This window comes from Mesorhizobium calcicola, from assembly GCF_042682105.1.
In the GTDB taxonomy this organism is placed as follows: domain Bacteria; phylum Pseudomonadota; class Alphaproteobacteria; order Rhizobiales; family Rhizobiaceae; genus Mesorhizobium; species Mesorhizobium calcicola.
Genome location: NZ_JBHUGY010000002.1, coordinates 54,868 through 69,255, shown reverse-complemented (window position 1 = coordinate 69,255; position 14,388 = coordinate 54,868). Strand labels below are relative to the sequence as shown.

The 14,388-nt window shown below is 62.7% G+C and carries 16 protein-coding genes; 6 read left to right on the top strand and 10 right to left on the bottom strand.

Translation table 11 applies throughout. The features are described from left to right. Positions 1 to 163: 163 nt before the first annotated feature. Positions 164 to 1,159: an aldo/keto reductase gene (locus tag ACFSQT_RS01000; protein WP_379016609.1), complete on the top strand. Its 996-nt coding sequence runs from the start codon at positions 164 to 166 to the stop codon at positions 1,157 to 1,159. Positions 1,160 to 1,419: 260 nt separating this feature from the next. Here ACFSQT_RS01000 and ACFSQT_RS00995 read toward each other — a convergent pair whose 3' ends face one another. The 8 genes from ACFSQT_RS00995 to infC all read right to left on the bottom strand — a co-directional run bounded on the left by ACFSQT_RS00995 (position 1,420) and on the right by infC (position 8,415). After that, entirely contained in the window at positions 1,420 to 2,022 is a 603-nt protein-coding gene (locus tag ACFSQT_RS00995; protein WP_379016608.1) for a nucleotidyltransferase family protein, read from the bottom strand. Positions 2,023 to 2,061: 39 nt separating this feature from the next. Then, positions 2,062 to 4,470, bottom strand: coding sequence for a phenylalanine--tRNA ligase subunit beta (gene pheT / locus ACFSQT_RS00990; RefSeq protein WP_379016606.1), 2,409 nt, complete (start codon positions 4,468 to 4,470; stop codon positions 2,062 to 2,064). After that, positions 4,467 to 4,889 carry a GFA family protein gene (locus ACFSQT_RS00985; protein ID WP_379016605.1) on the bottom strand — a complete coding sequence of 141 codons (423 nt, stop codon included), beginning with the start codon at positions 4,887 to 4,889 and terminating at the stop codon, positions 4,467 to 4,469. The genes pheT and ACFSQT_RS00985 overlap by 4 nt, the downstream gene beginning before the upstream one ends. Then, positions 4,886 to 5,983 (bottom strand): phenylalanine--tRNA ligase subunit alpha, encoded by a 1,098-nt coding sequence (gene pheS, locus ACFSQT_RS00980; protein WP_379016604.1) that lies wholly within the window; start codon positions 5,981 to 5,983, stop codon positions 4,886 to 4,888. The genes ACFSQT_RS00985 and pheS overlap by 4 nt, the downstream gene beginning before the upstream one ends. A 143-nt stretch (positions 5,984 to 6,126) precedes the next feature. Then, positions 6,127 to 6,528 (bottom strand): 50S ribosomal protein L20, encoded by a 402-nt coding sequence (rplT, locus tag ACFSQT_RS00975; RefSeq protein WP_006201247.1) that lies wholly within the window; start codon positions 6,526 to 6,528, stop codon positions 6,127 to 6,129. Positions 6,529 to 6,621: 93 nt separating this feature from the next. Further along, positions 6,622 to 6,825, bottom strand: a complete 204-nt coding sequence (rpmI, locus tag ACFSQT_RS00970; RefSeq protein ID WP_006201248.1) for a 50S ribosomal protein L35 — start codon at positions 6,823 to 6,825, stop codon at positions 6,622 to 6,624. A gap of 226 nt (positions 6,826 to 7,051) precedes the next feature. Further along, positions 7,052 to 7,678, bottom strand: coding sequence for a methyltransferase family protein (locus ACFSQT_RS00965; RefSeq protein WP_379016603.1), 627 nt, complete (start codon positions 7,676 to 7,678; stop codon positions 7,052 to 7,054). Between the two features lie 200 nt (positions 7,679 to 7,878). Continuing rightward, entirely contained in the window at positions 7,879 to 8,415 is a 537-nt protein-coding gene (infC, locus tag ACFSQT_RS00960; RefSeq protein WP_010912915.1) for a translation initiation factor IF-3, read from the bottom strand. A gap of 224 nt (positions 8,416 to 8,639) precedes the next feature. Here infC and ACFSQT_RS00955 point away from each other — a divergent pair, with 224 nt between their 5' ends. Then, positions 8,640 to 9,410 carry an alpha/beta hydrolase gene (locus tag ACFSQT_RS00955; RefSeq protein ID WP_379016601.1) on the top strand — a complete coding sequence of 257 codons (771 nt, stop codon included), beginning with the start codon at positions 8,640 to 8,642 and terminating at the stop codon, positions 9,408 to 9,410. Next, positions 9,410 to 10,594: a benzoate/H(+) symporter BenE family transporter gene (locus ACFSQT_RS00950; protein WP_379016600.1), complete on the top strand. Its 1,185-nt coding sequence runs from the start codon at positions 9,410 to 9,412 to the stop codon at positions 10,592 to 10,594. Before ACFSQT_RS00955 ends, ACFSQT_RS00950 begins: the two co-directional genes overlap by 1 nt. Positions 10,595 to 10,682: 88 nt before the next feature. Here the strand turns inward: ACFSQT_RS00950 and ACFSQT_RS00945 are convergent, their stop codons facing one another. Further along, entirely contained in the window at positions 10,683 to 11,696 is a 1,014-nt protein-coding gene (locus ACFSQT_RS00945) for a 1-aminocyclopropane-1-carboxylate deaminase (RefSeq protein WP_379016599.1), read from the bottom strand. A 163-nt stretch (positions 11,697 to 11,859) separates the two neighbouring features. On the opposite strand from ACFSQT_RS00945, the gene ACFSQT_RS00940 reads away from it, so the two are divergent. The 3 genes from ACFSQT_RS00940 (at position 11,860) to ACFSQT_RS00930 (ending at position 13,994) form a co-directional block, all read left to right on the top strand. Continuing rightward, on the top strand, positions 11,860 to 12,324 hold the full coding sequence (locus ACFSQT_RS00940; RefSeq protein WP_095083161.1) for an Lrp/AsnC family transcriptional regulator: 465 nt from the start codon (positions 11,860 to 11,862) through the stop codon (positions 12,322 to 12,324). 225 nt (positions 12,325 to 12,549) lie between these two features. Continuing rightward, complete coding sequence (locus tag ACFSQT_RS00935; protein WP_379016598.1) at positions 12,550 to 13,032, top strand: DUF2852 domain-containing protein; 483 nt, start codon at positions 12,550 to 12,552, stop codon at positions 13,030 to 13,032. A 203-nt stretch (positions 13,033 to 13,235) separates the two neighbouring features. Beyond that, entirely contained in the window at positions 13,236 to 13,994 is a 759-nt protein-coding gene (locus ACFSQT_RS00930; protein WP_379016597.1) for a M48 family metallopeptidase, read from the top strand. Between the two features lie 105 nt (positions 13,995 to 14,099). Here the strand turns inward: ACFSQT_RS00930 and ACFSQT_RS00925 are convergent, their stop codons facing one another. Continuing rightward, positions 14,100 to 14,318: a hypothetical protein gene (locus ACFSQT_RS00925; RefSeq protein ID WP_379016596.1), complete on the bottom strand. Its 219-nt coding sequence runs from the start codon at positions 14,316 to 14,318 to the stop codon at positions 14,100 to 14,102. Positions 14,319 to 14,388: the final 70 nt, after the last annotated feature.

The window sequence follows — 14,388 nt, the reverse complement described above, 5'->3', positions numbered from 1 at the left end:
GCCCGTACGAAGAAGAGCTGATTATCGAACAGACTGCAAGGCGCTATCTCCTCATGCATGTCGCCCAAAAGTCCGCAGCGGTTTTGGGGGCAACGATTGCATAAAACAAAGACTTAAAGCGCGTTGTCGACGCGCTTTAAGCATCACAACAAGGAGACGCGTGATGCAAACCCGCAAGCTAGGAACTGAATTGAACGTCTACCCCGTCGGCCTCGGCTGCATGGGCATGAGCTTCGTCTATGGCGGCCAGCCGGAGGCCGAGGCGATCGCCACCTTGCGCCGCGCCGTCGAGATCGGTGTGAATTTCTTCGACACGGCTGAAGTCTATGGCCCCTACGAGAACGAGATCCTGCTCGGCAAGGCGCTGAAGTCGGTGCGTGACAAGGTGACCATCGCCACGAAATTCGGCTTCAAGATCCTGGAGGAAGGCACAGGCATCGACCGCATGGCCGGCGTCGACAGCCGCCCCGAACATGTCAAGGCGGTGGCCGAGGCGTCGCTGAAGCGGCTCGGCACCGATGTCATCGACCTCTACTACCAGCATCGCGTCGATCCCAACGTGCCGACCGAGGATACGGTCGGCGCCATGGCCGAACTGGTGCGCGAAGGCAAGGTGCGGGCGCTCGGCCTGTCGGAGGCGAGCGCGGCAACCATCCGCCGGGCGCATGCCGTGCATCCGATATCGGCCGTGCAGAGCGAATACTCGCTGTGGAGCCGCGACCCGGAAGACGAGGTGCTCGCCGTCTGCCGCGAGCTTGGCATCGGCTTCGTTCCCTACAGCCCGCTCGGCCGTGGCCTGTTGACCGGCACGATCGCCAAACCCGAAGCCTTGAGCGACGGCGACTGGCGCCGCGGCCTGCCGCGCTTCCAGGCCGACGCCATGGCCGCCAACGCCGCGGTCATCGCCACGCTGGAAAAGATGGCGGCCGAGAAGGGCGTGACGTCGGCGCAGCTGGCGCTGGCCTGGGTGCTGCACCAGTGCGACTTCATCGTGCCGATCCCCGGCGCGCGGAAAATCCGTCATCTGGAGCAGAACGCGGCGGCGGCCGGGATCGAGCTGAGCGCGGCCGAGGTGCAAGCCATCGGCGACGCACTGTCACCGGACAAGGTGGTCGGCAAGCGCTACACCGAGGAGCTGCTGGCGCTGGTGAATAGGTGAGCGTTGACCTCGGATCAATCGAAGGGGCGCTGCGGCGCCCCTTCGATTGCTGTGCGAGATGTTGGCGCGAAACACCCCCCTCTGTCCTGCCGGACATCTCCCCCGCAAGGAGGGAGATTGGCAGTTCCACGGCTATCGCCTTTTCTCCAACGCTGGCGACTAGCGAAGGCCGGCGTGACATCCAATCTCCCCCCTTGCGGGGGAGATGTCCGGCAGGACAGAGGGGGGTGCTGTCCCGCGACATGTAATCTTCTCTATGCCTACCACGGCACGACTGATATCTCCGGCCAATTACCCTTCGCACGCGCCCCCTTGGCCTCATGCGTCTGCCGGTTGTCCATCACCCGGTTGGGCGTGATGCGAAACGAGAAGATGTCGTCGAGGCCAAACGGCGCCACAAGTTCGAGTTGCCCGGCTGCATCGAAGCGGACGCCGACCGCGTGGGTTTTGGAGGCGAAGTGGCGGACCGAGTCGCTGGAGCTTGTATAGCGCGGGCACGGCTGTCCGAACTTCAGCGGATACCAGAGATGAACGCGGGCCTGATTGCGCACCTCGACCGGCAGCGTCAGCCCCTCGAAGTGCTTTGCAGCTCGCCGAATGACGCCGTCCTCAGCCTCATAGGAGAGGTCGCTCTCATCGAAATAGAACAGGTCGACATCCTTGATGCCGTAGCCCGATGGCTTGCCTGTCAGCTCGTTCCAGACGGTGTTGTAGAGCGCGCCGGACACCAGCAGCCAGTCGGGCAAGGCAAGACGCCGCGCCAGGCCCAAAGCGTCACTCAGCATCGCGTCTCTCGACACGATGTCGAGAAACGCCGCACGTTGTGCTTCGAACGGGAGCCCGGAATAGCGCAGATGGTCCATCGCCCTTTGGAGAGCGATTCGCCACTTGCCCGCAATCCCTCAAGTCCTGAGCACGCCACCCGTCTGCTTGCCGACATTCTCGACGATGCGCCTGGCCAAGGCCTCGAAATCCTCGTCGGTCAGCGTCTTCTCGACCGGTTGGATCGACACTTCGATGGCGATCGACTTCTTGGCCGCGCCGAGCGACGTCCCCTCGAAAATATCGAAGACCGAAACGCCTGATATCAGCTTCTTGTCGGCGGCAAGGGCGGCGCGCACCAGCGTGCCGGCCTCGACCGCTCTGTCGACGACGAAAGCGAAATCGCGCTTCACCGCCTGGAAGGCGGACAGTTCCAGCTTCGGCTTGGTTTTCGTCGGCTTGGCCTTCGGCTCGGGCACGGCGTCGACGAAGACTTCGAAGCCGCAGAGCGGCCCGGAGACATCGAGCCCCTCCAGCGTCTTGGGATGGAATTCGCCGAAGGTGCCGAGCACGGTTTTCGGCCCGAGCTTGATCGTGCCGGAGCGGCCGGGATGATACCAGGCCGGCCCCCCGGCCTCGACCTGCAATCGGTCGACCGGCGCGCCGCAGGCTTCGAGTGCGGCGATCGCATCGGCCTTGGCGTCGAACACGCCGACCGGGCCTGAATTGCCGGCCCAGTTGCGGCCTGAGCCGTCGAGCTTTGCCGTGCCGCGCCGCACGCCGGCGGCAACGCGCCGCTGCTGGTCGGCGCCGTCGCCCTCGTAGGTGCCCGACACTTCGAACAGGGCGACGTCGCCAATGCCCCTGTCGGCATTGCGCTGGGCAGCGGCGATCAGCCCCGGCAGCAGCGACGGCCGCATGTCGGACATGTCGGCGGCGATCGGGTTGGCGAGCTTCAGCGCCATCTGGCCGCCGCCGAACAGCTCGGCATGCTTGGCCGGAATGAACGACCAGGTGACGGCCTCCATCATGCCACGCACGGCAAGCGCGCGCTTGGCCGTGCGCGTGCGGACCTGCAGCGTGGTGAGGATCCTGGCATTGACCGCGTTATGCGCGCCGAGCGGCTGCGGTGCAATGTTGTCGACGCCGTGGATGCGCATCACCTCCTCGACAAGGTCGGCCTTGCCGTCGACATCGGGACGCCAGGACGGAACCTTCACGTCGACAATTTCGCCCGAGCCCCGCGGCTCGAAGCCGAGGCGCGACAGGATGTCGAGGCTTGTCCGGCTCGGCACCTCGATGCCGGTCAGCCGTTTCACTTCCGAAAGCGGGAAGGAAACGATCTTGGGCTGGTGGCCGGCGTAGCCGACGACTTCGGTCTCCGTCGGCGTGCCGCCGCAGAAATCGAGCACCAGTTTCGTTGCCAATTCGACGCCGGGCACCATGAATTCAGGGTCCACGCCGCGCTCGAAGCGGTAGCGCGCGTCGGTGATGATGCCGAGCGTGCGGCCGGTGCGGGCGGTGGTGATCGGATCCCAGAGCGCCGACTCGATCAGCACGTCCGACGTGTTCTCGTCACAGCCCGAATGCTCGCCGCCCATGATGCCGGCGATCGACTCGACGCCGTCCTCATCTGATATGACGCACATCTCCGGCGTCAGCGCGTATTCGCGGCCGTCGAGCGCCTGCACCTTTTCACCATCGCGCGCGCGCCGCACGGTCAGATTGCCTGCGACCTTCCCGGCGTCGAATACATGCAGCGGCCGGCCGCGGTCGAAGGTGACGTAGTTGGTGATGTCGACCAGCGCGCTGATCGGCCTCAACCCAATGGCGATCAACCGCTGCTGCAGCCATTTCGGCGATGGGCCGTTCTTGACTCCACGCACCAGCCGCAGCGCAAAGCCGGGGCAGAGCTCCGGCGCCTCGATCGTCACCTTGACCGGACACATGCCGTTGCCGACATGCGGCATAATGGCGCCACCGACCAGGCGTCCAAGCCCGCTCGCCGCCAAATCGCGGGCAATGCCGTAGACGCTGGTGGCGTCCGGCCGGTTCGGCGTCAGGTTGATCTCGATGACCGGATCGTCGAGATGCGCATAGCTGGCGAAGCTGATGCCGACAGGCGCATCTTCAGGCAGATCGATGATGCCGTTGTGCTCGTCGGAAAGCTCCAGCTCGCGCTCGGAACACATCATGCCATGGCTTTCGACGCCCCTGATCTTGCCGACCGCAAGCGTCACGTCGATGCCGGGCACATAGGTGCCGGGCGCAGCAAAGGCGCCGATCAGACCCGCGCGGGCGTTAGGCGCCCCGCACACCACTTGCACCGGCGGCTTGCCGTCGCCTGTATCGACGGTGAGCACGCGCAGCCGGTCGGCATCGGGATGCTGCACCGCCGTCAATACCTTGGCGATGACGAACGGTTTCAGGCTCGACTTGTCGTCGACATGCTCGACTTCGAGGCCGATCGAGGTCAGCCGCTCGACGATCTCGTCGAGCGTGGCGTCGGTCTCGAGATGGTCCTTGAGCCAGGAGAGGGTGAGTTTCATGGGACTGTTCCGTCTGGTCTTTTGACGCTTGTTTTCAGATGTCTCGGCAGATCGTCGGACATATGCAGGAAGGGAAGCTGCTCGCTGACATAGGCGTGCAGCGTCGGCTTGAAATCGGCCGGCATGTCCATGGCGCCGAGCGTGAAATAGATGACGTCCTCCAGCCGCTCGTCGACATAGGCGATCGGTGAGCCGCAGACGCCGCAGAACGAACGCGTCACCGGCCCGTTCTCGTACATCTTCAGCGCCTTGCCGGTGAACGCCACCTGATCGACGAGGAAGCCGACAAAGGCCGACACCGGCGCGCCGCTGGCCCGCCGGCAATCGCCGCAATGGCAATAGCTGACGTGATGCGGTTCGACCGATGCCTCGAACCGCACGGCGCCGCAGCGGCAGCCGCCGGTATGGGGCGCCGTCATGCGCTCAAGCCTCCGAACAGCGTCGGCATGTCGAGCGGCCTGAAACCATAATGCGACAGCCAGCGGACATCGGCATCGAAGAAGGCGCGCAGGTCCGGCATGCCGTATTTCAGCATGGCGATGCGATCGATGCCCATGCCCCAGGCGAAGCCCTGATATTCGTCCGGGTCGAGCCCGCCATGGCGCAGCACATTGGGATGCACCATGCCGCAGCCGAGGATCTCCATCCAGTCGGAGCCTTCGCCGAAGCGCACTTCGCCCGGCCGCGAACGGTCGCACTGGATGTCGACCTCGAGGCTGGGTTCGGTGAACGGGAAGAAGGATGGCCGGAAGCGCATTTTCACGCTCGGCACCTCGAAGAAGGCCTTGCAGAACTCCTCCAGCACCCACTTCATGTTGGCGACATTGGCTGATCTGTCGATCACCAGCCCCTCGACCTGATGGAACATCGGCGAGTGGGTGGCGTCCGAATCCTGGCGGTAGGTTTTCCCGGGAATGACGATGCGGATCGGCGGCTTCTTCGTCTCCATGGTGCGGATCTGCACCGGCGAGGTGTGGGTGCGCAAAAGCTTGCGCTCACCCTTCTCGTCCGGCTGGAAGAAGAAGGTGTCGTGCATCTCGCGCGCCGGATGGCCTTCCGGGAAATTCAGCGCGGTGAAATTGTAATAGTCGGTCTCGATGTCCGGACCTTCGGCGATCGAGAAGCCGAGATCGCCGAAGATCGCGGCAATCTCGTCGATGACCTGGCTGATCGGATGGATGCGGCCGCGCTCGGCCGGCGACTGCCGCACCGGCAGCGTCACGTCGACCCTTTCGGCGGCCAGGCGGGCGGTGATCGCCACATCCCTCAGCTCTGCCCGGCGCAGCGAGAGCGCATCGGTGACGCGGTTCTTGAGGCCGTTGATGGCCGGACCCTTCAGCTGGCGCTCCTCGGCGCTCATCGCACCGAGCGTCTTCAGCATCTCGGAAACCGAGCCCTTCTTGCCGAGGGCGGCGACGCGCACAGCTTCGATCGACGCCTCGTCGGCGGCTGAGGCGATGTCGGCAAGCAGCGAAGCTTCCAGGGCTTCAAGATTTCCAGCGGTGGCGTTCACGGCGAAACTCTCTCGATCGGGCGACCCACCTCCATCAGGCCTGTCACCAACTTGGTTACATCAGGGTCAAAAAAGAACCCGCGCCAGCCGTGCCAGCGCGGGTTCCCCAAAATCAGAATTGCGAATGCTTGGGAAGCGCTGGCTTAGGCGACAGCGCTTTCAAAAGCGTTCGGCGTGGTGTTCTTCAGATATTCGAGCGCAACCTTGGCCTTGGCCACCAGCGCGGCGAAAGCCTGCGGCTCATGGATGGCCATGTCCGACAGGATCTTGCGATCGATCTCGATGCCGGCCTTGTTGAGGCCGTCGATGAAGCGGCCATAGGTCAGGCCGTGCTCGTGGGTCGCTGCGTTGATGCGCTGGATCCACAGCGCGCGGAACGAGCGCTTGCGGTTCTTGCGGTCGCGGTAAGCGTACTGCAGCGACTTTTCCACCGCCTGCTTGGCGATGCGGATGGTGTTCTTGCGGCGGCCGTAGAAGCCCTTGGCGGCTTTCAGGACCTTCTTGTGCTTGGCGTGCGAGGTGACGCCTCTCTTTACGCGTGCCATGTCATGATCTCCTTAAAAGCAATTCCAGGAAAAGTGCCTAGCGGTTTTCCGTTCGGAATTGCGTAAAACAAATGCGTGTCCGGACCGAATGCCTTAGAGGCCGTTCGGCAGAAAATTCTTGATGACCTTCTTGCCATCCGGTTCAGCCAGAACCATCGTGCCGCGGGCATTTCGAATGAACTTGTTGGAACGCTTGATCATGCCGTGACGCTTGCCGGCCGCAGCCGACAGGACTTTACCCGTACCTGTGATCTTGAACCGCTTTTTGGCGGCGGACTTGGTCTTCATCTTGGGCATTTTGCTACTCCGTTTCTATGAGGTCGCTGTCCGTGCCTCTGGCACGCAGCACCTCTTGTTTTGTTCGCTTCAGGCCGACCAAAGCCCGAAAAGCAAATGAAACCGCCACGGCATGCCCTGCCGGGCGGTTTTTTGGAACGCGGTCCTATACGTCAAAGCAGCCCGCTGTGCAACACCCACTGCGCCCGCATTTCCGCGATGTCGGGACGCGACGCTCGGTCCTCGATCAGGGGAGCGTAAACAATACCGGCAAAATGCCTGACTGCTGGGCGCCGTCGATCAGTTCGAAGGCCGGCAGCGCGACGAGGAACACCAGGCCGTCGAGCAGCGTGGTCAACAGCAGGCGCGGCTTGAAGCTGCCCGTATCGCCCTCCTGGTAGAGCGACAATTTCGGGAAGAAGCGCGGCACTTTCGCCAGATAGGCCTGATATGGAGCGCCGAGCGCTTCCTTGAGGAATTTCTCCTCGCGCAGGATGACGATGTGGAAGGCGCCCGCGCACAAAACAGCGAAGAGAATGATGCCGGAGAACGAGCCGATCTGCGCGCCGACGCCGGCCGCAGCCACGGTCGAGAAGACATAGAGCGGGTTGCGGGTGATCGAGTAAGGCCCGCCCGTCACCACCTCGGAAGATTTGCGCCCGCCTATGTAGAGCGTCGCCCAAAGGCGCCCGACGATGCCGAGGAAAATCAGCAGCACGCCGAACATCTCGATCGTTTCATGTATCGGCGTGTCGGGCGGGAAGGTGGATTGGCCAAACAGCAGCGCTGCGAACAGCACGACCACGAGCCCGGCAAGCACCATCCTGCGCGTGCGCTGGTAGTTACCCAGCCCGTATTTGAGTTCTTTGTCCAAAGTCGGAATCCGATCGTCGAAGAGCCTAATGCATGTCGCCCAAAAAATGGCCCCGGTTATGGGAGGACGACATGCATAAAAACAGAGCCGGCGATCGCAGCATCTGGACAAGAAACAGGCGTCCCGCCGGTCGCCGGGACGCCCTGTAGCACAATTCAGGCGGATTTAGATCGCGATAACAGGCCTGACGTCATCGTGATCTAGCGCGGCGCCAGCACCATCATCATCTGGCGGCCTTCGAGCTTCGGTTCCGCTTCGACCTTGGCGATGGTCGCCACTTCCTCGCGAACCTTGTTCAGAAGCTGCATGCCGAGTTCCATATGCGCCATCTCGCGGCCACGGAATCGCAATGTCAGCTTGACCTTGTCGCCTTCCTCGAAGAAGCGGCGAACTGCCTTCATCTTGGTCTCGTAGTCATGGCTGTCGATGTTCGGGCGCATCTTGATCTCCTTGATCTCGATGACCTTCTGGTTCTTGCGCGCCTCGGCCGCCTTCTTCTGGTTGGCGTATTTCAACTTGCCGAGATCGAGGATCTTTACGACGGGGGGCACCGCATTGGGCGATATCTCGACGAGATCGAGCCCAGCCTCTTCGGCGAGCAGCAATGCGTCGTTGATGGAAACATCGCCGCGGTTCTGGCCTTCGGCGTCGATAAGCTGGACCCGGGGAACCCGGATATCGCGGTTGGAGCGCGGGCCATCCTTGGTCGGCGCCGCTGCTTTGAAAGGTCTGCGAATGGTCGTGGTCTCCTTGGCCGTTTCGTTCAGGGTTTGCGGATCTTGATGCGTGGACGCGCCAATGTGGTAAGCGCGCGGGCGAAGTCAATAGCACAGCATTGACAGGAAATCACCCTGATCGCTGCCCTGCACCAAACAAAGAACCATCGCGAGCACTTTTCGCCACGCCATTGGCTGTGCCACAAGACGCCCTGCGCCAAAAAGACGGGCGTAAGGAAGAAACCATGACCGACACGCCTCCTGTCTTTCTGGATGTCGACGGATCGAGCATAGCGGTGCGCCATACGACAGGCGCCGTGCCCGGCATCGTCTGGCTCGGCGGCTACAAGTCCGACATGCTGGGCACGAAGGCACAGACGCTGTCGGACTGGGCGGCAAGAGAAGGCCGCGCCTTCCTGCGCCATGACTATTCCGGTCATGGCGAATCCGGTGGCGCCTTTGCCGACGGCACGATTTCGAAATGGCTTTCGCAGAGCCTCGCCGTGTTCCGCCACTTCACTAGGGGCAGTCAGATCCTGGTCGGCTCCTCCATGGGTGCCTGGATCGCGCTGCGCATGGTGCAGGAGCTGCGCAAGGCGGGCGACACAAACGTCGCCGGCCTGGTGCTGCTGGCGCCGGCCCCGGACTTCACCGCTGAACTGGTCGAGCCGGCGCTGACCAAGGCGCAGAAACGCGCCCTCGCCGAAAAAGGCTTCTTCGAGGAGCCGTCGGACTATTCCGCCGAGCCTTACATCTACACCCGCGCGCTGATCGAGGACGGCCGCAACAACCTGACAATGACCGGCCCGATCGACACGCATTGCCCAGTCCACATCCTGCAGGGACTGGCCGATGCGGACGTGCCGGCAAGCCACGCGCTGAAGCTGGTCAGCCTGTTGCCGGCCGACGATGTGACCTTGTCGCTGATATCAGACGGCGACCACCGCCTGTCGCGTCCCCAGGATCTCGACATGCTGGTGCGGGCCGTCGACGCCATGGCGCAGAGGGGAAACTGATGCGCATCTCCATTCCGATATCCGCTTTTGTCGCGGCAATCGTCGGCTTCGGCGGCACGCTGGCCATCGTCATCGCCGCCGCCAAGGCGGTCGGCGCGACACAGATCGAGACCGCGAGCTGGGTGACGGCGATCTGCCTAGCGATGGCAATCGAGTGCCTGTGGCTGTCCTGGCGCACGAAGATGCCGGTCATCACCGCCTGGTCGACGCCGGGCCTGGCGCTGATCGCCGCGTCGAGCGGCTTCTCGATGGGCGAAGCGGTCGGCGCCTTCATCGTCACCGGCATCCTCTTGATCGCCACTGGCCTGTTCGGACCGCTGACGCGGCTGATCGCCAGGATACCGCCGTCGGTGGCATCGGGCATGCTGGCCGGCATCCTCGTCAGCTTCGCCATCAACGCGGTCAAGGCCATCCCCGCCGATCCCTGGCTGATGCTGCCGCTGATCGCGGCCTTCTTCGTCATTCGGCTGTTCAATCCGGCGGTGTCGGTGCTGGTGGTGCTGATCGGCGGCGGCCTCGCCGCTTTCTTGACCGGCCGCGTCGGCGGCTTGCCGACACCGGAACTGTCGACGCTGACGCTGATCGCGCCACACTTCAGCGTCGCCGCGATCATCGGCCTGGCGCTGCCGCTCTACCTCGTCACCATGGCTTCCCAAAACCTGTCCGGCCTCGCCGTGCTGCGCGCCGCCGGCTATCACCCGGAGCCCGGCCCGCTGATCGGCGTCACCGGCCTGTTTTCGCTGCTGTCGGCGCCGTTTGGCGGCTCGACCACCAATCTGGCGGCGATCTCGGCGGCGATCTGCACCGGGCCGGACGTCCACCCCGACCCCGCCGAACGCTGGAAGACCGGCCCGTTCTATGCGCTCGCCTATCTTGTCTTCGCCATCTTCGGTGCGTCGCTGGTGGCGATCTTCGCCGTTCTGCCGCAGAGCCTGATCGTGCTGGTGGCGGGTCTCGCGCTGATGGCGCCGCTTGCCAACGCCCTGTCGATCGCGCTCAAGGACGAAGGTCACCGTATGGCCGCCACCGTCACCTTTGCCGTCACCGCTTCGGGTTTGACGCTGTTCGGCGTCGGCGCGGCATTCTGGGGCCTGGTCGCCGGGGTGGTCGTGCTTTTCCTCGAAGAACTCAAAATGCGGCAATCGTTTCGGCCGCTTGTCCGGATTTGGCGGACATTGTCCTGAAGCGCCGCCTTTCCCCTTCCCGTCCACCGCAACATGCTGCGGCGGGCGGGATAGTCGTCCGAGGTCACCTGCCACGCCCTGCGGGCATTCAGCCATTACGAAACGTATAAGCATAGCCGTTGATGGCTGGAGCGCCCCCAAGGTGGGCGTAGAGCACCTTCGACCCTTCGGGGAAATAGCCCTTCCTCACGAGGTCGATCATGCCTTGCATGGATTTCCCCTCGTAGACAGGATCGGTGATCATGCCTTCAAGGCGCGCGCAGAGACGGATCGCTTCCTTCGTCTCCTGCGAGGGTACGCCGTAGACCGGGTAGGCATAATCCTCGATGAGGATCACATCGTCTTCACCGAGTTCCTTGCCGAGTTCGACCAGCGTCGCCGTGGTCCGCACGATGTCCAGCACTTGCGCCTTGGTCTGCGCCGGGGTGCAGGATGCGTCGATGCCGATCACCTTGCGCTCGCGACCGTCCTTGGCGAAGCCGACCACCATGCCGGCATGGGTCGAGCCGGTTACGGTACAGACGACGATGTAGTCGAAGGCAAGGCCGAGTTCCTTCTCTTGCGCGCGCACCTCTTCGGCGAAGCCGACGTAGCCCAGACCGCCATATTTATGCACCGAAGCTCCGGCCGGAATCGGATAAGGCTTGCCGCCTTTGGCTTTCACATCGGCGATCGCCTGTTCCCAGCTTTCCCTGATTCCGATGTCGAAGCCCTCATCGACCATCTGGACATCGGCGCCCATGATCCGGCTCAAAAGGATGTTGCCGACGCGATCATAGACGGCGTCCTCGTGGGGCACCCAGCTTTCCTGCACGAGGCGGCATTTCATGCCGATTTTCGCGGCCACGGCTGCCACCATGCGCGTATGGTTGGATTGTACGCCGCCGATCGAAACCAGCGTGTCGGCGTTTGAGGCGATCGCGTCCGGGATGATGTATTCGAGCTTGCGCAGCTTGTTGCCGCCGAAGGCGAGGCCGGAATTGCAATCTTCCCGCTTGGCATAGAGATCGACCCTGCCGCCGAGATGAGCGCTGAGCCGATCCAGTTTCTCGATATGGGTCGGTCCAAATGTGAGCGGATAGCGTTCGAACTTCTCCAGCATGAGATATCCTCCTCTGATTGTGATTTTGATGCTGGAAACACTATCAGTTTTCGCTTGAAAGGTGCTCTCTAAGAGCGATCAGAAAATGCCAGAAATCCTACTTTCTGGCGTCCAAAATGCTATATTACTTCGATGAATCGCCACAATCACGGAAGAATCTTCCATGAAAGCATCGCTCGACCGGATCGACCTCAAAATGTTGCGCCTGCTCCAGGACAATGGGCGGCTGACCAATGCGGAGCTGGCGCAGTCGGTTGCTGTCAGCCCGGCGACGTGCCACCGCCGCACGCAGCGCTTGTTCGATGAAGGCTACATCAGCCATGTCAGGGCAGTGGTGACGCCGCAGAAGGTCGACAGAGGCGCGCTGGTGATGGTTGGCGTCGTGCTCGACCGCTCGACCCCGGAAAGTTTCGCGGAATTCGAGAAGGCAGTCGCGAAACTGAAGTTCATTCTTGATTGCCATCTGGTGGCAGGCGACTTCGATTATTTTCTGAAGATCAGGGTCGGCGACATGGCGGACTTCAACCGGATCCACGGGGATCAATTGATCGCATTGCCCGGCGTTCGCCAGACGAGGACGTTCTTCGTCATGAAGGAGGTCGTCGACAACGCGCCGCTGGATTTTTGATAGGAATGGGTCCCCCGCCGATGCATCAAACCATTGCACCGCCGGCGGCACTGCCACTGTTTCTCATGCCTGGTCGTGTTTTTCTTCGATACGCTCGAAAAGCGATAATCATTTCATGAGCTTGTCCGGTTTTGGCCGACATTGTCTTGAATCGCCGTTTTCTCCTTCCCATTTCGATTCCACGCAGCCGGGTTTGGCTGTCTCCAACCGAAGGAATGGGAGAAAATGAACACATCTGCATTGATCCGTCCGGCCTGGACGCCGGCAACCATCGCGTTGATGGTGATCGGTTTCATGGTGTTCTGGCCACTCGGCTTCGCCATGCTTGCCTACATCATCTGGGGCGACCGCCTCGATGGCTTCAAGCGTGACGTCAACCGCGCGACCGACGGCATCTTCGCCGGCTGCCGCCGCGGTTCCGACAAGGCTGCGCGCTGGGGCCATGGTTCCTCCCGCACCGGTAACGTCGCTTTCGACGACTGGCGCGAAAAGGAACTGGAGCGCCTCGCCGAGGAACGCCGCAAACTCGACGAGATGCTGACCGAGTTCGACGACTACGCCCGCGAATTGCGCCGCGCCAAGGACCAGGACGAGTTCGACCGCTTCATGGCGAACCGCAACAAGTCGACGGCGCCGACGAAGACCGATCCGAGCACCGGGACGACGACCACCAAGCGTGGCAAGGGCTCGAACCTGCTTGACGACTAGCGCATCGGCCCGAAATCGAGATCGATTTCGGAAAGCACGATGCGTAGATTCAAAAGTGTTAGAGCGCACTTTGTGCGTCCAATTGGACACACGTCGCTCTAATGGCCGGGCGACGAGCCACATCGTGAAAAAACGGCGTCGCGCGAGCGGCGCCGTTTCTTTTTTGTTCTATTCGTCTTTCTCGAATCACGTATCGTCCCGCCATGACCCTCGGATTCTTCCGCAATCTGACCAAGCCGAAGCGCACGCCCGTCGTGGAGCGCGAATATTGCGTCGCCGGCCGTACCCTGCCGCTCAAGATCGTTGAGAACGACCGCGCAAGGCGGCTGACGCTGCGCATCGATTCGGGCGGTCAGGGCCTGCGCATCACGGTGCCGCCGGGCCTGCGCCGCGGCGAGGTGGAAAAGTTCCTCGACCGTCACCAGGACTGGCTGGAGCAGCGGCTGGCCAAGGTACCGGCCCGGCCGCAGGTGCGGCCGGGCATCAAGATCCCGGTACGCGGCGTGCCGCACCGCATCGTGCATGAGCCTTCACAGCGCGGCACGGTGACCATATCGAGCGACGAGCGCGGTCCACTGCTGATCGTGCATGGCGACCGCGTGCACCTGCCGCGCCGCATCGCCGATTTCCTCAAGCGCGAGGCCAAGCGCGAGATCGAGAAGCTGGTGGGCAAACACACCGAGGCGCTGGGCAAGCGCGCCAAGGCGATCCGCTTCAAGGACACGTCGAGCCGCTGGGGCTCCTGCACCTCGGACGGCAATCTGTCGTTTTCCTGGCGCATCATGATGGCGCCGTCGCCGGTCATAAATTACCTCGTGGCGCATGAAGTGGCGCATCTCAAGGAGATGAACCATGGTCCGAAATTCTGGAAGCTGTGCGAGCAGCTTTGCCCGGACACCGAGCGCTGCAAGGCCTGGCTGAAGCGCAATGGCGGCGCGCTGCAAGCGATTGCTTTCGAGTAGGGCGTCTGCACCGGCGGCGTGATGCGGAGGCGGAGAAAGAAAGCCGTCTGTGGCGATCCTTCCCCCCTCTGCCCCCAGCGTTACGCTCCTACTGGCCGCACGGGCTCAATCGTCATTCGCCGCGTTGAGCTCCTCCGGCCGCAGCCCTTCATCGCCATGATGCGGCCACGGCAGGAAGTTGCCGTCGAATTCATCGCCGCCGAAATAGTCGAGCGCGCGATGCGCTTCGGCGCCGTTGAAGGCGGCCTTGTCCATCAGATGGGCGATCACCTCGCGCGCCTGCGCGATCTTCTGCCTGAGTTCGGGAATGGTTCTGTCGGCCATGGTCTTGCTCCCGCCTTGTGTCCCTGTCCTTCAATAGGTAGCGCCTTTGGCCTTGCCGGCAAACAGCATG